The sequence below is a fragment of the Paenibacillus sp. ALJ109b genome (assembly GCF_010747435.1).
Taxonomy (GTDB): domain Bacteria; phylum Bacillota; class Bacilli; order Paenibacillales; family Paenibacillaceae; genus Paenibacillus; species Paenibacillus taichungensis.
In genome coordinates this window covers 178494-199749 of sequence record NZ_JAAIFP010000013.1, presented here as the reverse complement: position 1 = coordinate 199749, position 21256 = coordinate 178494, and the positions used below count along the sequence as shown (strand labels likewise).

The window sequence follows — 21256 nt, the reverse complement described above, 5'->3', positions numbered from 1 at the left end:
TATAATTCAGGTTATTTTTGATTTGCAGCTTTCCATTCGTCGTACTGCTTTTGTGCTTCTGCAATCACTTTATCCAGACCTGCCGCTTTCAACTTCTCGATCGCTTTCGGCAGATGCTCATCCGGGTCAACAGCTCCCGTCATGATGGATGGATAGAATTCCTTCACGATGGCGGAGATGGAAGCCACTTCCGTTTTCACCGGATCAGGATTGAAGTTGAAGCCAAAGCTCGGAGCAACTTTCGCGGAATTGTTGAATTCCTTGAACGCTTCCCACTTATCAGCTGGATCTTCCTTGTGCATGTAGGTCAGGAACAGGTTACCCAGGGCAAAGCCAGGCATCTGGAATCCGTCCTTCATCGCTGGCAGATCCTCAATGACATTATCCGAAATCTTGTTGTAATGTGTACCTTCAATGCCGTAATTGATCAGGTTACGCAGATATGGATCGGTATTCAGCAAGTTCAGGAACATCATGGCCCGTTCCGGGTTCTTGGAGTTCGCCGAGATTGCATGCATAGCACCTGTGGCCGAGCCAGTGAAAATAACCGGTTCCTGCATCGGTGTAGTTACGATATTATAGCCCGCACTTCTGGACCATCCCAGTTCGGCGTACGGCTGTGTCTGTTCACGGTCAACAAACCATTTGCCTGTTTTGATGTTGTCGATGCCTTCCAACGTTGCTACATCCTTGCGCAGATAACCAGCCTGATAGTATTTACGGATGGTTTTCAACGAGCTTTTCAGCTCTTCGGATTCCAGCACATTAACGTATTTACCGGTGTCACCATTCATGTTGATACCAACCGGGAATTCGTCACCCAACAGGAAGTCGAACGCCAGATAAGGCTTAAAGCCCTTCGGAACAGCCAGCGGAGTAATGTCGGCTGGTTCGTTATCCTTGATTTGCTGCAGGTAAGGCTCCAGATCTTCTAATGTACGAATCTTGGTGATGTCCATGTTGTATTTATCAACGTACTGCTTGTTGAAACGCCATACCCATTGCGAAGCCAACTCTTTGTTCACTGGCACAGCATAGTTTTGGCCATCGATCTGCGATCCTGTGAGGAATCGTGGATCAAGCTGCTCTTTAATGCCCTGACCATACTTATCCAACAGATCATTGATTGGCAGGAATGCTCCTCTGGTGGCATTTGGCAGATAGTCATAAGCCCAGGAAGAGGTGAAAGCGATATCATAATTTTCGCCCGAAGCGGTAATGACTGGCATACGTTTGGAATAATCACCCCAGTCAATCATTGTGATGTCGACGGTTGTATTTATTTTCTCCATTAAGTATTTGTTCATTTCTTCCTGTACCATTGGCAGATCGCGCTGTGGACCACCAATCAGATATACCTTGAGCTTCACCGTGTCCTTATCTCCGGATTCTCCCCCGGATGCCGTATTTCCGCTTGTATCATTGGTATTACTGCCACCGCAGCCTGCTAGAACAGTAGAAAAAGCAAGCAGTAAAGTAACCATGAGCAGAGCAATTTTTCTTGTCTTCATGTGTATCCCCCTTATCAATGTTATTGTTACTGCCCTTTGAGGGCAGGCACAACCAGACTTATTCTTTGACCGAACCAATGGTCAGGCCTTGTATAAAATACTTTTGGAAAAACGGATACGCCAGCGCAACCGGCAGTGTAGCCAAGACAACCATCGCCATGCGGACGGTCTCCGTTGGCAGTGTCGAGGCAATGTCATAGGACACGACTCGGCTGCTGTTTTGCACAACAAAATCCATATTGTTCTGTATTCGAATCAGCAATGTCTGGAGTGGAATCAAATTCGCATTGTCGATGTAGAGCAGCGCATTGAACCAGTCATTCCAGAATCCTAACGTACTGAACAATCCAATAGTCGCAATGCCCGGCAACGAAATCGGCAGTACGATGCGCGTATAGATACCGAATTCAGTAGCTCCGTCGATTTTGGCCGACTCAATAACCGCATCCGGCACGGTGGTCGTGAAAAATGTACGCATAACGATAATGTAAAAAGCGTTCATGATCGACGGCAGGATCAGCGCCCATATCGAATCCCGCAAGTGCAGCACCTGCGTAACCACAATGTAACTGGGAACGAGACCGCCGGAAAATAGCATGGTGAAGAAGGCCAAAAAGCTGAAAAACCGACGCTGTGCAAAATTTTTGCGCGAAATGGCATACGCATACGTGGTAACCAAATACAGTGTGAGCGCGGTTCCGACAACTGTCACCGTTAAGGTAACGCCAAACGATTGGGCCATCTGCTGCCCGGATTCCATAAGGAATCGGTAGGCATCCAGCGTCCAGACTTCAGGGAATAACTTAAAGCCATTGATCGCCAGCGTCTTCTCATCGGTAAATGAGATGATAACGATGAACAGAAACGGAAAGATACAAGATAAGGCAAACAGACCGATAGCTACATTAAAAATCACATTGGATAATGGCGAAATGGCATTCAGATCTCTCGATTTCTTTCCGGTCCTCCTCGTATGGGCAGATGCCCGCTTTACCGATTCGCTTAAATTACTCATGGAAGCACCCCCTTGCCGCAGCCTAGAATACGGCATAATCCTTTTCAATTTTACGCACAGCATAGTTTGCCAGCAGGACAAGAATCAAACCGACAACCGATTGATACAATCCTGTAGCTGTACTCATTCCTGTATCACCCATAATGGTCAAGCCGCGGTATACAAACGTGTCGATGACATTGGTGACCGGATACAGCGCACCAGAGTCCCGCGGAACCTGATAGAACAGTCCAAAGTCGGAACGGAAGATCCCGCCGATCGCCAGAATGGTGAGGATGATCATTAGCGGCCTGAGCAGTGGCAGCGTAATGTACCGGATCTGTTTCCACTTCGTAGCGCCGTCAATCATCGCTGCCTCATAATAAGAACGATCGATACCTGCGATTGCCGCCAGATATACTACACTGCCATAACCTGCACCTTTCCACAGGCCGAGCAGAATGAGAAAATACGGCCAATACCCTGTCTCACTGTACCAACTAACCGGATCTCCACCAAAATAGGTAATGATCTGGTTGAACACACCCTTTTCCACACTCAGAAACGAGAAGACGAAATAACTGATAATAACCCAGGACAGGAAATAAGGCATAAACATCGCGGTTTGGTAAATCTTCGCCAGCCGTTTGTTCAACAGTTCGTTCATGATGATCGCAAGCGTCACCGCGAGCACCAACCCGAGAAAGATCAGACCTAGGTTATACAGAATGGTATTACGTGTGATGATATAGGCGTCACTGGTGGAGAACAGAAACTCAAAGTTCTTGAACCCAACCCATTCGCTTTTTAGAACGCTTTCAAGAAATCCGCCCGGATGAATCCGGAAGTCCTTAAAAGCAATAATCGTTCCGAACATTGGCAAATAGGCAAAAATGATAAACCAAGCTGCTCCCGGCAGTACCAGCAGAAGAAACGCCTTGTTCTTCATCAGACTTTTGAAGATGCCCTGCACGGCTGTCCCTCCTTATAATCTCGTTCATGATCGCTTTAGCTGCATCCAGCATTAATCCCCTATAATCAACACTGGACCTAAGCCCTTTTGGTGCTTTGGATTTCCTCGTTCACTCCTACCTCCATTATGCAAGCGCTACCAATTTTGAGATAGTTGAAAAACCCAATAAATTGATGGATTAATTAAAGATCGTACATTCATTCCATAACAAAAAAGACACCCCCACATGGGGAGTATCTTCATTCAGCCGGAGCCCCCGGCTTATTTTTTCATGTAGATCGAGCGCAGCTCCGTAGGAGAAACGCCAGCATATTTCTTAAACTGTCTGTAAAAATAAGTGGAGTCCCAATAGCCCACCTCGCCCGCTATTTCTGCCGTCTTTTTGTCCGAATATAACAGCAAATGAGTGGCACGCTCGATTCGGTACTGGTTCACATAATCAGAAAAGGTGGTACCGACCTCTTGCTGGAACAGTTGGCCGAGGTAGTTCGGATGAAGCTCCAGCCTCTGACTGAGCGTCTTAAGTGAAAGCTCATCCTGATAGTGATTTTTCACCACCTCCAGCACAGACATGATATGCGGGCTGTACGTTTTCTCAGCGGTATGATATGTATCCAGCGTGCGATGAACAACTTTTCTGACCAATTGTTTCAGTTTACTGAGCGTATGAATTCTGGACAGGGGTCCGAAGATGTCCCCGTAGTCAGGCGTTTTCTCCAGTTCCTTGGCGGCCAGCATAAGCTGGATCGCAGAATTGAAGAACGGTGTTCTCGGGAGGCAGGGTTCCTTACCCTCAGCAATGAAGAATTCGTCGATGAACCGATCCACCTCAGTACCTTCACCATCCCGCAGCAGCTTGTGAAACTGCTCCATCGCAGGCCCTTGCTTCTCTTGATACTCATTGGCAGCTTCTTCGTTCTCCACTTGCATGATGAAGGTATTACAATCTATAAACAAATGATTCTGAAGCCACAGCTTTACGGACTTGCAGCTCTTCGGAAAACCCAGATAGGTCGACTCGGATTGACCCATGATTCCCCATACACTTGCACCTGTGTCCTCAGCAACCGCTTGCTTCATCCTGTTGAGTGCCTGAAGCTGCCATTCAGCACTACCTTCCGTACCGGCTGAAACGAACAGCAGCATGATGTCTCCCTCCTGATCGGGAAAGCAGATAACACCGCAGCCATCCGGGAGGTATTTGTTCCCGATCTGCTCACACTGCTCAGCAATTCCCGGCAGATACATCTGGGGATCATCCCCCTTGTCATCGCCTACAATCCGCAGAGAAGCCGCACAATATGTGGACTTGTTCATGGGAATCTCAAGCATCTGCGCACGCTCACGGAATTCTTTGGCGTCAATGGTCTCGTTCGCCCACCGCTGCAAAATATTGTTGCGCAGAATCCTCCAGCTCTGATTCATTTGAATCTGGCGCATCTCTTCGTGCTCCCAATCCCGCTGCATATGCTTGATGGTCGCTTCCAGTTCATCCATATTGACTGGCTTGAGCAGGTAGTTCTCGACCCCAAGCGAGATGCCCTCCCGCACATATTTGAATTCTTCGTAACCGCTCAAAATAATGAATTTAGTATATGGATTGCGCGCTTTAGTCTCCCGGATCAGTTCAAGTCCGGTCATTTGCGGCATCATGATATCCGTAATAATCAGATCGACAGGAACCTCGTCCATCATTGCTAGCGCTTCCAACCCATTGCATGCCGTTCCGGCAATCTGCATGTTATTCTGATCCCAATCAATGATGGCTTGCATTCCTTTCACAATAAGCGGCTCATCATCGACCAACATTACACTTCTCATCCCGTTTCCTCCCTTGTAACTGGAATGCTGATGGTCACCTCACATCCTTCGCCCTCCAAACTGTTCAGGTGCAGACCATAATCACTACCATAATTCAGGCGTATGCGGTCGTGGACGTTCTTAAGACCCAAAGATCGATCAGATGTCTCAGCAGCTTCATCGCCCTTATGCAACCCGTGCTGCAGTTCAAGCAATCTCTCCGCGGAAATCCCCTTTCCGTTATCCTTCACACGGATACGAATCACGCCGTTCTCTTCTTCGGCTGTGATGGAGATCCGGTTATCATCATCATTCGTACGAAAACCATGCACAATGTAATTCTCAATAATCGGCTGGACCAGCAACTTGACGACCATGCTTCCCGCCGCTGCATTCTCAATATAGGTCTCCACGTGCAGCTTGTCCTCATACCGATATTGGACCAAAGCCAGGTACATGCCGCACAGCTCTATTTCCTCCGCCAAGGTTACATGGGTCTGCTTTTTGATCAAATGACGGAACATCGTGGCGAGAATATAAATCATCTGCCCAACATCCCTGGCTCCCAAACTGATGGCTTTCATGCGGATGCTTTCGAGCGTATTGTACAAAAAATGCGGATTAATCTGGGCTTGTAAAGCCACAAGCTGCGCATTTTTTTGCTTAATCTCCGACACATATACCGTTTCTATGTAAGACTCCAGCCGATCACACATATGATTAAATCTCTGCGAAATCTGCTGCAGCTCATCTTCCCCCTCCATCTCGATACGTTTACTCAGATCACCCTCCTGCCAGCGCCGCATATAAAGCACAAGTCTGTGAATTTTTTTGGAATAACGGCGGATGATGGTGAACGTCACCGCAATGCTAATCATGATGCACAGAATCACAATCCCAATAAGGCTGAAACGAATCGCCTGAAGGCTCTGTTTGATTTGCGACTCCGGAATAATAGAAGCCACGACCATTCCCGTATTCCCGATATTCAGCAGCTGCACCTTGGAGCGCTCCTCCAGATCCACCCAATCCTCCGGCAAATTCATCTTTCCCCAGTACGGATAGACGGTGTTGTCATACTTGCCCTGCGAATCGAAGATTACCTCACCTTCCCCGGTCATCAGCATGATCCGACCGTTCTTGCCGTCGAGTCTGTCTCGAAGAAGCCCTTTGATCCGGTCTGTATTCAGCTCAAACATAATTGCACCATACTGCTTCAATGTCACGGAGTCTTTGAGCACATTCGCGTAGCTGTACGGGGTAGGCTCATCAGCCATTTTCCCTTCGAACAGCGGTTCGCTGCCCATGTACTGCCAAGGTGCACTCCTCAGCCGCTGGAACCAGTCCTGATGCCCTGCAGACAGCTTGGGATGATAGTAAAAGTGCTGAGTCTCCCGATTAAGAACATAGAAGAAATCCTGATCCGTGCTGTATAAGACGACATTTGCAATCGAGGCCTCATCCTTTAACAGCAGACGTAATTGATAATCGAAATTCCCTCGCTCTGTACGGTAGCTGTAAGCATATTGATTCAGGCGCCAATTGAGAAAATCCTCGTATTCATGAGTCAAAAAATACTTCAGATCATCGCCGATCATGGCGTCGGTATAAATCTGCTGCACGGCATTATACAGCCGTTCGTACTGCTGATTCAGGTTGATGCTGACAATATCCAACTCCTGCAAACTGGCATCCATTTGTTCCTGTACCACTCGCTGTTCATAGTAGCGGTAGGCCAATACCGCGATGCTGATGAACAACAGGACCATCACCATGGAATAAAACAGCAGGATTTTGTTGAACATTTTTTTCTTCAAGTAGTTCTTATACATGGTTCGTATCCTGGACATTCGCGCCTGAACACCTCCTCCAGACCAATTTCCAACTCAGTGTATCACCGTTTGGTTAAATTCGACAATCACCAGCGCTCAGAATCAGTAATCCATATTTTAATTTGTCAAAAGCGAATGGAAGCGCTATAATGGGCGCATTCCCCTATAAAAGTTATGTAATACATACTCGCTTTGGATGCTCTCTATATATGAATCACTCCCCGATAAAATGAACTGGGGGTTTTTAATGATGTTTCTTACTGAAAACAAACTACAAGCACGTATTCATGAATTATCCGAGCTCCGTTACCGGGATCGTTTACCTTTAAATCATTTTCTTGCCTGCGAAGACCGCAGGGAAGAGATCAACCCGGTCCTTCCGGGAGATGATAGCCATTGGAAGCCTATGCATACAGGAGAAAGTTGGTCCGGTCGAGATCTCTATTTGTGGCTGCGTACAAAAGTCGAGTTCCCTGCCTCCTGGGAAGATAAACGGATTGTCGGACTGTTTGATTTTGGCGATACCGGGGGTGGTAACAATTCCGGCTTTGAATCACTGTTCTACTGGGATGGCAAGCCGTTTCAAGGCGTAGATTCCAACCACAAGGAAGTGTTCTTTCCAGCCTCTGCCGCAGGCAGCACCAACGAGTTGGTCTTCCGCTTATGGTCCGGTCTGGAAGGTGGCGGTCAGCCCCGCAACCAGACACATACGTTCAGACAAGCAGAACTGTGCTGGCTGGATGAAGCTGTTGATGATCTTGTATTTACAGGGTCGGCGATTCTGGAAACGGTCAACATTCTGGATGCCCATGCACCGGAACGCACAAAGCTGCTTCATGCGCTTCAACAGTCCTTCCGCCTGATTGACTGGTCGCAGCCTAAGTCCGATGTCTTCTATTCCTCTGTGCATGACGCAAGGGATGACCTAAGCTCCCGATTGAATGCGATGGACAAGGCCTCTGATGTAACCGTTACTTGTATCGGCCATACTCATATTGACGTTGCCTGGCTGTGGCGGTTGAAGCATACGCGCGAGAAATGCGCTCGCTCCTTCTCTACGGTCATGCGCCTGATGGAGATGTTCCCGGAGTATGTTTTCCTTCAGACACAGCCCCAATTGTACGAATATGTGAAAGAGGACTACCCGGAACTGTACGAATCCATCAAGGAACGTGTCGCTGAAGGTCGCTGGGAAGCGGGCGGCGGCATGTGGCTAGAGGCTGACTGTAACCTGACCTCGGGCGAATCCCTGGTCCGACAATTGCTGATTGGCACTCGTTTTCTCAAAGAAGAATTCGGGACGGATTGCCGATATCTATGGTTGCCCGATGTATTCGGCTACAGCTGGTCACTGCCGCAAATTCTGAAAAAATCCGGCATTCATACATTCATGACGACCAAAATCAGCTGGAACCAATACAACCGCATGCCATTCGATACATTCCACTGGCGCGGCATTGACGGCTCAGAGGTGCTGACCCACTTCATTACTACACCCGAGCCTTGGTCCGAGCCGGGCTCATGGTTCTATACCTATAACGGGAAAATCATTCCGAAGACGGTTAAGGGCATCTGGGATGCCTACCGCGATAAGGAGATGAACCAGGATCTGCTGCTGTCGTACGGATACGGAGACGGCGGAGGCGGAGTTAACCGCGAAATGCTGGAGATGAGACGACGGCTGGATCAACTGCCCGGACTGCCCAAGGTCAAGACAGGACGCGCAGATGATTATTTTGAAAAGCTGCAGGAGACAGTCGAGAAAACCGATTCGTACATCCATACATGGGATGGTGAACTGTATCTGGAGTATCACCGCGGAACGTATACCAGTCAGGCGTACAACAAACGGATGAACCGCAAGCTTGAGCTGGCTTACCGCGAAGCGGAATGGCTGAATGCATTGCAAAGTATTGTGCACAATGACTGGAGTCTGTATCAAGCGAAGTCTCTGACTGCGGGTTGGAAAATCGTTTTGCGCAACCAGTTCCATGACATCATTCCTGGATCCTCCATCACAGAGGTGTATGAGGATAGCAGAATTGAATATGCAGAAGCTGAGCAGATTGGCAGTCACGTGGACACGCAGGCTCGGATGGCTATCGCTGGCAGCGGAGAATCTCCGTATACGTACACCATTTGGAACTCCTCCCCATGGGTCGTTACAGAAATCGTGAGCATTCCTGCGGCTTCAGACGAATTGGAAATGGGAACTTGGCTGAGCGATTCCGGTGAGATCCTGAACGCTCAATACCAGGATGCACGTTGGTCCGTCGAGGTGAAGGATATTCCTTCACTGGGGTATACTACAATTCACTTCCAGAGCAGTTCGGTAAACGATATCCCTGAGCATTCGCCATTCATCCACACAGCCAATGGAATCGAAACACCGTTCTATCTGCTCGAGTGGAATGAGAATGGGCAGTTGATCCGCCTTTACGATAAAGAGTCACACCGTGAGGTGCTTGCCAAAGGCGCTAGAGGCAATGTGCTTGAGGTGTTCGAGGACAAACCGCTTGCCCACGAGGCATGGGATATTGATATCTTCTATCAGGAAGATATGCGAGAGATTACGAAATGCACCAGCATTGAAGTCGTAGAGACTGGGCCACTTCAGGCCGTGATCCGCTTCGCTTGGGAATACCTCGGCTCCACCATTACGCAGAACATGACTGTATATACCGGACAGCGACGAATCGATTACGCCACTGAGGTGGATTGGCATGAACAGCAGCAACTGCTGAAAGTTGCCTTCCCAGTCGGCATCCGCTCTACTGAAGCCACCTATGATATTCAGTTCGGTAACGTTAAACGGCCGACGCACTGGAACACTAGTTGGGACTGGGCGCGTTTCGAATCCGTTGGCCATCAATGGGCTGATCTGTCCGACAGAGGTTATGGCGTCAGTTTGCTGAATGATTCCAAGTACGGTTATGACATTAAAGATAACGTCATGCGGTTGACCCTGATCAAGAGCGCTACGCACCCTGATCCACATGCCGATCAGGGACTGCACAGCTTCACCTATGCTCTTCTTCCGCATCAGGGAGATTGGCTCGTTGGCGGAACTGTGCAGCAGGCTTGGCTTCTGAATTCTCCGGCTCGATATACACAGGGCGTATCAGAGCAGCCAAGTCGATCCATGTTCACTTTGTCCGGCAGCACAGCCATGATCTCGGCAGTTAAGAAGGCGGAGGATTCCAATCGTGTCATCGTACGCGTTCATGATTATTCCGGCAGCATGAATACGCTTGAACTGACAAGCGATCTACGGATTCAAGCGTGGAGAGAATGCAATCTTATGGAAGTACCGGAGGGCGAACTCCTGTATGATACACCGATAACTTTTGCTCTTGAACCTTATGAAATCAAGACGTTTGAGATTGATCTGAGAGTATAGTTCTATAACTGCAGCAACTTAACCAAAGAAACCAGCAAATCCCCAGATGATGGGCGACTTGCTGGTTTCTTCGTGTTGTAGTTATTCGGTCGTTATTCAGGCAGTAACGGTTCGCAACCTGTGCTTCTCAATGACGTATTATAGAACAAAATGGAAAGGATGGCGTTTATATGGTAGTGTCACTCAAAAAAATCAAGTCACCCACCTTCATTTTCTTTTCATGTGTTCTGGTCCTGTCCGTTATCGTCGCGATCCTGTCCAAACCTTATTTCACAGAGCCGATTTTCCATGTTGAGAACAACAAGTACACATTCGATAGTGAACAAGGTAATCTAACGACTTATCGCAGCGGAACGGCAGATCCTATTCAAGTACGCCTTGATCATCAGGAGCGGACTGTTTACATCAATCATCAGCAATATCTCATCAAGAAAATTGATTCTGCGTTCAGCACAACGTATAACTTGATATATCCTAACGGGAACAAATATGAAGTCCAAGATCATTCCGGACAATTAATAAGTTTTGATGCAAAAGGCAATAGCGTTTCCCAGGTCTTTTTTTACGTTGGCAGTCAGAGAGTACTTCAGGATGGGGAAGAACAATTCCCTCCTGCAACGCTTGTAACAGCCGCTTACCCAGAATATCATTACACTCGTGGTGCTCCAGGTTATCTGTTTCTCGCATTAGCCGCAGTGATATTCGGATGGTGCAGCTTCCGTTATCAAAAATTTCAAGACTTCCTTTTCTACCTCTCGCTTCGTTCGTTCTGGGCGAACGATGCCGAACCTAGCGACTTTGATTACTTTTTGAGCAAAGTATGCGGGATTGTCGTTATGATAGGGGCTTTGTGGATCGCTTTTAATGCATTCTGAACTGAAAGCAAGTTCGATGTACCATAATTGATTTTTATTTTACCGTCTCTAATGTATATCGATTGCGTGGAATTTCAAGCCCTAGATTACCGCGCAGTGTCTCATGCTCATACTCGGTACGGAACAGGCCGCGCTCTTGTAAGACAGGTACGACCAGATCCACGAAGTCTGCTAATCCATTCGGCACGACTGTGCGAATATTGAAACCGTCCGCAGCTTCGCCCTCGAACCACTCCTGAATCTGATCAGCGATCTGATCCGGTGTACCGATGAAAGAAGTGCGAGGCGTCGATGCTAGCAATGCCACTTGGCGGAGGGTTAGTCCCTGTTCTCGTGCCTGCTGCTTGATCTTGTCCGTTGTACTGCGGAAGCTGTTACTGCCCAAATCACCGATCTCGGGGAAAGGCTCATCCAATGGGAATTGGGCGAAGTCATAATGATCGAAGTAACGTCCCAAATAATTCAGTGCATGGTCAATATCGACCAACTCCGCAATCTCCTGATACTTGCGCTCCGCTTCTTCCTCCGTTCTGCCCACAATGGGACCGATGCCAGGGAAGATCAGGATATCTTCTGCCTTACGTCCGTAAGCCACCGCTCTTGCCTTCACATCCGAATAGAACTCCTGAGCTTCCTCCAAAGTCTCATGCCCCGTGTATACAGCATCGGCCGATCGGGCCGCCAGATCCTTGCCGGACTCAGAAGAACCTGCCTGGAAAACGACCGGATGTCCCTGCTTCGAGCGCGCTACATTGAGTGGACCTTGGACGGAAAAGTGATCTCCCTTGTGGTTCAGCGTATGCAGTTTGGATGGGTCGAAGAAAACACCGTTCTCTTTATCCCCGATAAACGCGTCATCCTCCCAGGAATCCCATAGGCCTCTGACCACATTCAGATGTTCTTCTGCAATTTCGTAGCGCAGCGCGTGGTGCGGATGTTCACCTTTGCCAAAATTCAGAGCCGAGCCTTCCAGTGGTGAAGTGACTACGTTCCATCCGGCTCGTCCTCCACTAATATGGTCCAGGGAAGCAAACTGTCTTGCAACTGTGAACGGTTCACTATATGAGGTGGACAACGTCGCAACTAGCCCGATGTGTGAAGTTGCACCCGCAAGAACAGAGAGCAGGGTTAACGGTTCAAAACGATTCAGGAAATGCGGGTTGGATTTCTCGTTAATAAAGAGGCCGTCCGCAATAAAGAGCAGATCGAACTTCCCTTCCTCTGCCTTAATCGCCTGCTTCTTGTAGAAATCCAGATTTACGCTGGCATTGATCGGAATATCCGGGTGTCGCCAAAAAGAGATGCTATTTCCCACTCCATTCAAGTTTGCTCCCAATCTCAATCGTCGTTGTGACATATTAATTCCTCCCTATATTGTGGTGATGACCATTTAATTCAGTCCGAGTACCTTTTTTTCTCTGAGAGTCGTTTCTTCATTTCATCATTTCTTTATGCTATTTCCGCCCGCTTCTGCTGCTGCCATACCCAATCCCGGTTTATTCGCCTGGTTCCTTTCACTTACCCGGACTGTCCAGGCTGCTCCCAGAAGAACAATGCCTGTTAGGAGAAAAACAAAAGGAATCCCCGTCCATCCGCCCAGAAAACCGCCAAGTAACGGGCCGAGTACAATACCGAATTGATTCGCAGTCTGACTCAGACTGACAGCCCTTCCCCGAAAATCACGGTCAGCATATTTGATGATTAACGCATTCAAGGCCGGATACACGGCAGCAAAGAACAGACCATAGACAAATCGCAGACTCCCAAAATAAATGAGGTTATAAGCCGTCAGTTGCAGTAAACTGCCAATGCCGCCGCCCAACAAGCCGATAAACAGCGTTTTCTCGTATCCAATCTTCCCACCAATCCGCCCCCAGCGCGGCCCCATAATTACAGTTGCCACGCCGATGGCCGAGAAGACGATTCCTGCACTAAGTGTTGCACTACTGACGTCTCCACCAATCTGGACCACATAAAGCGTTAGCACAGGTTCAATAATGAGCACGGAAGTTGAAACGAGCAAAATCAAACCATAGATCCGCATTAATCCCGGAGTGGCGGCAGCTTTTTTCAGATCACCCAGAATGCTTGTGCGAACCACAGTGCGTGGACCGCGGGCTTCTTTTACCCATATCACCATCACAGCCGAGAGCAGCGTAATGATTCCCGAGGCGATAAAGCATCCGCGCAGCCCGATCCAATGGCTTAGTACTCCACCCACAAGCGGTCCCAGAATTCCTCCGGCAGCCGTGGATGTGGAGATGACACCAAGCGCATAACCTACATGCTTCTCCGGTGTATTGGTGCCGACCAACGTAATAGATGCAGGATTGAAGCCGGCCATGAGTCCTTGAAATATCCGCACAGCAATAAATGTGTAAGGATCATAAACGAAATAGTTAGCCAGATGAGCAATGGCGAGGCCAACGCCCGAACGAATCAGCATCAGTTTGCTTCCGTATCTGTCAGCCAGCGAGCCCCAGAAGGGAGCACATAGTCCGCTGATCAGAAAGCTGATCGAGATCGAAATGCCGGACCATACTTCCAATCCTCTCTGAATACCAAGGTCATTTTGCAGAAAAAGCGGAAAGAACGGCACAGACAAGGTGTAAGCCATATGATTGAAAAATAGACCAAACCACAGAATATACAGATTTCGCTTCCAATGCGGCATCTTGGTATTCTCCATACTATATAATTCCTATATAAAAAGTAGGTTATTATCCATATTAGGTTACCGTCACTGGAAAGTATAATAGAAAAGTTCAATAGACCCATTCAAGAATTAAATGAATGGATCTGTTATATAATTTGAACTAAAGATTTTACACTGAACACTCCGATGACAGAATAACCTTCCAATCGCTGTTATCCCCAGATTTTTTTGATTCCCTTTTCTCAAGGGAAAAATCCGCTGATAAGCCTATGCTTACGACGTAGCTTTCTTTCAGAAAGCTTGCAGGCGAACGCTTCGCTTTTCCAGGTTTTTTCTGTCCTCTCCGTTTCTGTGTAAAAGAATAGTTCAACTTATATAGATGTACCGTAACGATTATTGCACTTGAACGGACATGAACACATCCACCTCATCTTCACTATCCAAAACAAACCCAAAGCGTTCATACAAACGCCGAGCCGGACTGCCCTGCAATACATTTAAAATAACACGTTTGCCCTTAACGTCATCCCGTTTCAGTAGCATATTCAGCACTTGGGTCCCTATTTGCCGACCCTGATAATCGGGATGGATATAGAAATGTTCCAGCAGCATCTCCTCCGACTTGGGTTTCAGCGCTACACACCCCACCAGTTCACCCTCGACCTCGATAATCCATGTATACTCAGGGTCAAATGTATTACGGAAACGTTCACGAACCTTCACCTCATCGTACCTTTTCAACCTGTTTAGATCATCATATAGAACCAAAGCTCGCAACTCAGCAAGGTGCTCCTGATCTGCCTGCTTGGATTGACGCATGGTTATTTGGATCATTGAAAAGCTCCTTTTTCTCGATTATTTTATTCTCTTCATTCGAGCTATTAATAGTATCTGTATAGGATTCGATAGATCATTGGTCTATGGGGGATTTGATACATTTATCTGACCCCAATTATACAGGAAAAAGCAAGCCATTTTTATATTCTAAGAGTTATCCAAAGTAACAAACCTGACTACCTAATGTTGACAATATATACAAACCACTTTAATATACCTAGTATTCTTATCAGTTTTTAATAGTTTCTCTCATTCTACATCGATTGTATGCATTTCTGTGCGAATATTAATTGAACAGTAGTAGATTAAATGGGAAGAGTGCTTAGAGAAACAGAACAGGAGATTTGCATCATGTATATTGTTAAACGCTTTTTCACCATGCTTTTGACGCTCTGGATCATTGTGACGCTGACCTTTCTAATCATGCACATGATCCCTGGAGACCCTTTTTCCAACGATTCCAAAACGATACCTGAAGCTGTCCTGCAAAATATGCGTGCAAGATACCATCTGGATGAACCGCTTGCTGTCCAGTATGCACTGTATTTGAAAAATTTGCTGGTGCTGGACCTGGGACCCTCCATCCAGTCCAAAACGACCGATGTCAACACGTTGATCGCACGAGGGTTTCCGCCCTCCGCCCTTCTTGGCATTCAGTCCATTGTCATTGCGCTGATTGCAGGCATCGCACTGGGCACGGTTGCCGCCTTGTTCCATAAGAAGCCCTTGGACTACATATCGATGTTCATTGCCATCATCGGGATATCCGTCCCGAGCTTCATTCTTGCACCGCTGCTCATTAAATATGCGGCTGTCCAATGGAGGCTCTTCCCCGTTGCATCCTGGGGAACCTGGCAGCATACGATACTGCCCTCGCTGGCTTTGTCAGTAACACCACTGGCTGTCATCGCCCGCTTCATGCGGACCAGCATGCTGGATGTGTTGCAGCAGGAATACATAAGAACAGCGGAAGCCAAAGGATTGTCTACCTGGTCAGTCGTCATCCGGCACGGACTGCGAAACGCACTCATTCCGGTGTTATCTTTTATCGGGCCGCTCTTCGCCTCCGTAATCACCGGCACCTTCGTGATTGAGAAGATATTTGCCATTCCGGGAATCGGCAAATATTTTGTGGACAGCATCTTCAATCGTGATTACCCGGTCATCATGGGAACGACGATCTTTTACAGTGTCATTCTGGTCGTTACCCTCTTCCTGATTGACTTGTCGTACCGGATCGTCGATCCGAGAATCAAGCTGTCCAGCAAAGGAGATTAGCATGAAAGCTACAACTACAGACCCCACTACATCGGACCCTCGCTTCACACCGGCAGATCGAAGCCGATTGAGTGCGAACCGCATAGCCAGTCCGGGTCTTCCCTTATGGAAGCAACGTACATACAGTATTTTTCGTCATCGATTATCCTTGCTTGGTTTGTTGTTGCTCGTTGTCATTATTGCGCTGGCTCTGGTAGGTCCGTTACTGGTTCCCTACTCGCCAAGCTCACAGTCCCTGCTCAAGACCAATCTGCCACCCTCCGCTGATCACTGGTTTGGCACGGACGATCTCGGACGGGATATGTGGGCCCGTACCTGGTCAGGAGCTCGTATATCGCTGCTGATTGGCTTTACTGCTGCAGCCATAGACCTCGTGCTTGGCGTCCTGATTGGGGGAATCGCCGGCTACTGCGCCGGACAGGGACGGACAGGCGATCGAATCGACAGCCTTTTGATGCGAATCATTGAAATTTTGTACAGTATCCCGTATTTGCTGGTTATCATCCTACTTCTTGTCGTTATGAAACCGGGATTGTTAACGATGATTATTGCCCTGTCCATTACGGGTTGGGTTGGGATGGCCCGCGTCGTCCGAGGGCAGATCCTGCAATTGAAACAACAGGAATACGTGCTCGCAGCGCAGAAGCTCGGCACATCTCATGCCAAGATTATTTTCAGGCACCTGCTGCCTAACGCGGCTGGAATCATTATCGTCAACCTGACCTTCACGATTCCATCCGCTATTTTCTCCGAATCCTTTCTGAGCTTTTTGGGACTCGGTATCCAGTCACCTATCGCCAGCTTGGGGACGATGGCTAACGATTCGCTTGGGGTCATTCTGAGCGGACAATGGTGGAGACTGTTTTTCCCCGGTCTAATGATCTCGCTCACCATGTTTGCATTTAACGCTTTCGGTGATGGGCTGCAGGATGCTTTTGATCCGCGCTCCAACCGTTAAGGAGGTTCACACCATGAGTCATTTACTGGAGGTCAATCATTTGAAGGTCTCCTTTGCCACACGTGACAAAGAACTTGAAGCTGTAAGAGATGTTTCTTTTCACGTCGATGAAGGAGAGACACTTGCCATTGTTGGCGAAAGTGGGAGTGGAAAAAGCGTAACCGCACGTTCCCTGATGGGGATGTTCTCGTCACCGAACGGCCGCATTCGCAGCGGCGAAATCCGCTTTGAGGGGCGAGTTATCAGCGGATTATCCGCTAAAGCCATGCGCCGAATCCGAGGCTCCGAGATTAGTATGGTATTCCAGGACCCCATGTCTTCTCTGAATCCAACGATGAAAGTCGGTATTCAAATCGGCGAGGGACTCCGTAAGCACCGTAAACTATCGCCCAAAGATGCTCGGGCCAGATCTGTAGAACTGCTAAACCTCGTGGGTATTCCTGATGCACAAAGCCGCTATCATCAATATCCTCACGAATTCAGCGGCGGAATGCGTCAGCGGGTTGCCATTGCGATGGCGCTTGCCTGTGATCCCAAGCTGCTGATCGCCGATGAGCCAACGACCGCTCTCGACGTTACTATTCAGGCGCAGATTCTGGATATTCTAAGCAGCTTACAGCAGCAATCGGGCAGTTCAATTTTGCTGATTACCCATGACCTGGGCGTTGTCGCCGAAGTGGCGCACCGCGTTGCTGTCATGTATGCAGGCACCATTGTGGAGACCGGCACGGTGGAGGATATCTTTGATCGGCCACGCCATCCATATACGTGGGGACTGCTCCAGTCCACCCCGCGACTGGATGATACAGAACATGACAGGCTAATTCCTATTGAGGGCTCGCCCCCGGATATTACTGCGCTCCCGCCTGGCTGTCCGTTCGCAGACCGATGTCCGCACACGATGGATATCTGTTTGACGGAAATGCCTGATGCAACCTTATTTTCATCAAAACACAGTGCCAGATGCTGGCTAAACGATCCTCGAGCTCCTCGAGTGGATGACCGTATCCCGGCAGAAAGGAATGAGCATGACCGAATCTATAATTGAAATTCGCAATGTGAAGAAGCATTTTCACGGCCCGTCCAATCTGACCGTCAAATCGGTTGACGGCATCAGCCTGAACATCCGCCGGGGAGAGACACTCGGGCTTGTCGGCGAGAGCGGCAGCGGCAAATCTACACTAGGACGAACCATCGTGGGGCTGCTGAAAGCTACGGAAGGACAGATCTTGTTTAACGGACAAGATACCGGACAGGCCAAACCGCGTGAGAAGCGGGAGTTGAACCGCCATCTGCAGATGATTTTTCAGGACCCGCACGCTTCGCTTAACCCGCGGCTTCGCATCGGGGATATTATCGCTGAGGGGCTTGACGCTTACAAGCTTGCACGAGGAAAAGCGCGAAAAGACATCATCGCAGACTTGTTGCTGCGCGTCGGGCTTCACCCGGATCATGCCCACCGCTTCCCCCATGAATTCAGTGGAGGACAGCGACAGCGCATCGGGATTGCCCGGGCACTTGCCGTCAAGCCACGTTTCATCGTAGCCGATGAACCCATTTCCGCGCTGGATGTGTCCATTCAGGCACAGATCGTCAATCTGCTGAAGGACCTGCAGCGCGAAGAGGAACTGACGTATCTATTTATCGCGCATGATCTGGCTATGGTGAAGCATATCAGCGACCGGATCGGAGTCATGTACCTGGGTAAAATGATGGAACTGTCCGGACGGGACGATCTCTTTGCCAATCCGCTCCACCCTTACACTCAGGCGCTGCTGTCGGCCATTCCTGCCGCACATCCCCGTTTGAAAGGGCAAAGAGAGCGTATTCGGCTTCAAGGGAATCCGCCCAGTCCAATTCATCCCCCGGCAGGCTGTCCGTTTCATCAACGATGTTTCGCCGCGATGGATGTTTGCGCAAACCACATGCCTGCCGGAAGGGAGGTCGAAACAGGACACTGGGTAGCATGTCATCTTTACGAATAACACGAATTAATCATTAATGGAGGAATGAACAAATGAACAAAACAAAAACGAACTGGACAGTCTCTCTCTTGCTCGCAGCATCCGTTGCCTTGAGCGCATGCTCCGGTTCGACAACTGACAATGGTGCCACTGCTTCAAAACCGGACAATCAGGCAGCAGCGGCAAACGTTGAGCAAGTACTGAACACCAATCTGGCCGGTGGAGAACCATACACACTGGACCCTGCACTGGCATCTGACACAACATCCTACTGGGTGATTGATAATCTGTATGAGGGTCTGTATACATACGACAAATCTGGAAAAATCGTTGAAGGGGCAGCCAGCAAAGTCGATGTTTCACCAGACGGTAAAACCTACACGTTTACCATCCGCGACGATGCAAAATGGTCGAATAACGAACCTGTAACTGCCAAGGATTTTGAATACTCTTGGAAACGTGTATTGAACCCTGCGACTGCCGCTTATGACCCCTCTTCTCTGTATTACATTAAAGGCGCAGAAGCTTATAACACAGGAGAAGGAAAAGCTGAGGATGTCGGTGTAACCGCCAAAGATGACCATACACTGGTGGTTGAGCTGAAGTCTCCGCTGGCCTTCTTCCCAACCATTGTCGTTGGCCATGCCTATCTGCCGGTTCAAGCTTCCGTTGTGGACAATAATGAGAAGTGGGCAGCAGAAGCCGATACGATCGTAGGTAACGGTCCCTACATTGCTAAGGAATGGAAACACAATGAACAAATTACACTGGCCAAAAATGATCAATATTGGGATAAATCCAACATCACGATGGATACCATCCATTTCAAAATGGTTCAGGACTCCAACACGTACTATCAACTGTTCAAAACGGGTGAGCTTGACCTGATCCTCTCCCTGCCAGTAGATACGCTTGATCAGGAGCGGAACAATGCCGAGTTCCTGTCCCATCCTTCGTTCAGCGTATATACCTACTCCTTCAATGTGGAGGAAAAACCTTTCACGAACAAAAAGATCAGACAGGCCCTCGCTTATGCACTTGATCGTGAAGCATTAACGACAAGTGTAACCAAGGGCGGTGAAACACCAGCTTTCGGATATGTTCCTTACGGCGTAACAGCACCATCCGGCAAAGATTTCCGGGAAGAGGCGCCAACCCAATATTATGCGTACGATCCGGCAAAAGCCAAAGAATTGCTGGCGGAAGGCTTGAAAGAAGAAGGTTTGTCTACACTCCCGACAGTCACCTTCAAATACAATACGTCAGACAAACATAAAAAAGTAGCCGAAGCCATTCAGGAAATGCTCAAAACCAATCTGGGTATTGAAGTTAACTTGGAGAATCAGGAATGGAAAACTTACATCGATACCTTCAAGCAAAAGAATTTCCAAGTCGCACGTATGGGCTGGGAAGGAAACTTCCTCGATCCGCTGGGTGTGCTGGAACACTACACATCGAAGAACTCCAACAACTTCACCAACTGGAACAATCCTGAATACGACAAGCTGATCAGCGAATCCACGTTTGAACTCGATCCAGTTAAACGTTTTGAAGAGCTGCATCAAGCCGAGGCCATTCTAATGGACGAACTGCCAATTATACCGATCCTCTTCTCTGCCGACACTGCATTAATTAGTCCAAGTATTGAGGGCGTTATCTTTGACACTCGTTCCAATCCGGATCTCCGCTTCACCAAGCGGGTAGCCGAGTAAATGTTTATCCGTTACGCTCTGTCCGGTCTGATAACGGCCCTGGCCGCCTATCTGCTAGACTTCTGTGGAATACTAGGTGGCTCCGGTGGCCTACATGAAGGTTCAGACAAGCTGTTTGTCGCCGGTCTGATATGTCTCTTGGCGGGAACAGCAATCCATGTGCTGCAAAGTGGATTCATGAACCCCTTTCTGCAAGGATTCGGCGATCTCAAGCGCATGTTTGTTAGAGAATCAAATGCCCTACAACGGGAAAATGAACGGATTCGCACCCAGACAGCTCTACCATTCTGGAAAAACTCCTTACTCCGCAAGCTCACGGTCTATACCTTGGGCGGCGGTTCAGGTCTGATTCTATGTTCACTTCTGCTGCTCTGGTCCGTATCCTACTAAATCCAACCATAAAAGAATCGCTCTCTGGTGCGGCTTGATGCCTGCACTCCAGGGAGCGATTTATTTTTCTGCGCCA

The 21256-nt window shown here is 48.5% G+C and carries 16 protein-coding genes; 8 read left to right on the top strand and 8 right to left on the bottom strand.

Annotation, left to right across the window (positions count from 1 at the left end):
• Positions 1-11: 11 nt before the first annotated feature.
• From G3352_RS15470 to G3352_RS15450, 5 genes are all read right to left on the bottom strand, one after another.
• On the bottom strand, positions 12-1511 hold the full coding sequence (locus G3352_RS15470) for an ABC transporter substrate-binding protein (protein WP_163757731.1): 1500 nt from the start codon (positions 1509-1511) through the stop codon (positions 12-14).
• Positions 1512-1569: 58 nt separating this feature from the next.
• Positions 1570-2526: a carbohydrate ABC transporter permease gene (locus tag G3352_RS15465; RefSeq protein WP_163757729.1), complete on the bottom strand. Its 957-nt coding sequence runs from the start codon at positions 2524-2526 to the stop codon at positions 1570-1572.
• A 22-nt stretch (positions 2527-2548) separates the two neighbouring features.
• Entirely contained in the window at positions 2549-3454 is a 906-nt protein-coding gene (locus G3352_RS15460; RefSeq protein WP_205524889.1) for an ABC transporter permease, read from the bottom strand.
• A 285-nt stretch (positions 3455-3739) separates the two neighbouring features.
• Positions 3740-5299: a response regulator transcription factor gene (locus G3352_RS15455; protein WP_163757727.1), complete on the bottom strand. Its 1560-nt coding sequence runs from the start codon at positions 5297-5299 to the stop codon at positions 3740-3742.
• On the bottom strand, positions 5296-7110 hold the full coding sequence (locus G3352_RS15450; protein WP_240343091.1) for a cache domain-containing sensor histidine kinase: 1815 nt from the start codon (positions 7108-7110) through the stop codon (positions 5296-5298). The genes G3352_RS15455 and G3352_RS15450 overlap by 4 nt, the downstream gene beginning before the upstream one ends.
• A 250-nt stretch (positions 7111-7360) precedes the next feature.
• Here G3352_RS15450 and G3352_RS15445 point away from each other — a divergent pair, with 250 nt between their 5' ends.
• Entirely contained in the window at positions 7361-10510 is a 3150-nt protein-coding gene (locus G3352_RS15445; protein WP_163757723.1) for an alpha-mannosidase, read from the top strand.
• Between the two features lie 176 nt (positions 10511-10686).
• A complete protein-coding gene (locus G3352_RS15440) occupies positions 10687-11385 on the top strand; it encodes a DUF6199 family natural product biosynthesis protein (protein ID WP_205524884.1) in 699 nt (232 codons plus the stop codon).
• A gap of 34 nt (positions 11386-11419) precedes the next feature.
• Here the strand turns inward: G3352_RS15440 and G3352_RS15435 are convergent, their stop codons facing one another.
• The 3 genes from G3352_RS15435 to G3352_RS15425 form a co-directional block, all read right to left on the bottom strand.
• A complete protein-coding gene (locus G3352_RS15435) occupies positions 11420-12742 on the bottom strand; it encodes an LLM class flavin-dependent oxidoreductase (protein ID WP_163757719.1) in 1323 nt (440 codons plus the stop codon).
• Between the two features lie 84 nt (positions 12743-12826).
• Positions 12827-14074, bottom strand: a complete 1248-nt coding sequence (locus G3352_RS15430; RefSeq protein ID WP_163757717.1) for an MFS transporter — start codon at positions 14072-14074, stop codon at positions 12827-12829.
• A gap of 360 nt (positions 14075-14434) precedes the next feature.
• Complete coding sequence (locus G3352_RS15425) at positions 14435-14875, bottom strand: GNAT family N-acetyltransferase (RefSeq protein ID WP_163757715.1); 441 nt, start codon at positions 14873-14875, stop codon at positions 14435-14437.
• Between the two features lie 354 nt (positions 14876-15229).
• Between G3352_RS15425 and G3352_RS15420 the strand changes: the two genes are divergently transcribed.
• Genes G3352_RS15420 through G3352_RS15395 form a run of 6 tightly spaced genes read left to right on the top strand, consistent with a single transcriptional unit; the run spans position 15230 to position 21180 of the window.
• Positions 15230-16156: an ABC transporter permease gene (locus G3352_RS15420; RefSeq protein WP_163757713.1), complete on the top strand. Its 927-nt coding sequence runs from the start codon at positions 15230-15232 to the stop codon at positions 16154-16156.
• A 1-nt stretch (position 16157) separates the two neighbouring features.
• Entirely contained in the window at positions 16158-17114 is a 957-nt protein-coding gene (locus G3352_RS15415) for an ABC transporter permease (RefSeq protein WP_163757711.1), read from the top strand.
• A gap of 13 nt (positions 17115-17127) precedes the next feature.
• Complete coding sequence (locus G3352_RS15410; RefSeq protein ID WP_163757709.1) at positions 17128-18162, top strand: ABC transporter ATP-binding protein; 1035 nt, start codon at positions 17128-17130, stop codon at positions 18160-18162.
• Complete coding sequence (locus G3352_RS15405; RefSeq protein WP_163757707.1) at positions 18143-19099, top strand: ABC transporter ATP-binding protein; 957 nt, start codon at positions 18143-18145, stop codon at positions 19097-19099. The genes G3352_RS15410 and G3352_RS15405 overlap by 20 nt, the downstream gene beginning before the upstream one ends.
• Positions 19100-19131: 32 nt before the next feature.
• Positions 19132-20790, top strand: coding sequence for a peptide ABC transporter substrate-binding protein (locus G3352_RS15400; RefSeq protein ID WP_163757705.1), 1659 nt, complete (start codon positions 19132-19134; stop codon positions 20788-20790).
• Entirely contained in the window at positions 20791-21180 is a 390-nt protein-coding gene (locus G3352_RS15395) for a DUF3899 domain-containing protein (RefSeq protein WP_163757703.1), read from the top strand. It begins immediately after the preceding gene.
• Positions 21181-21256: the final 76 nt, after the last annotated feature.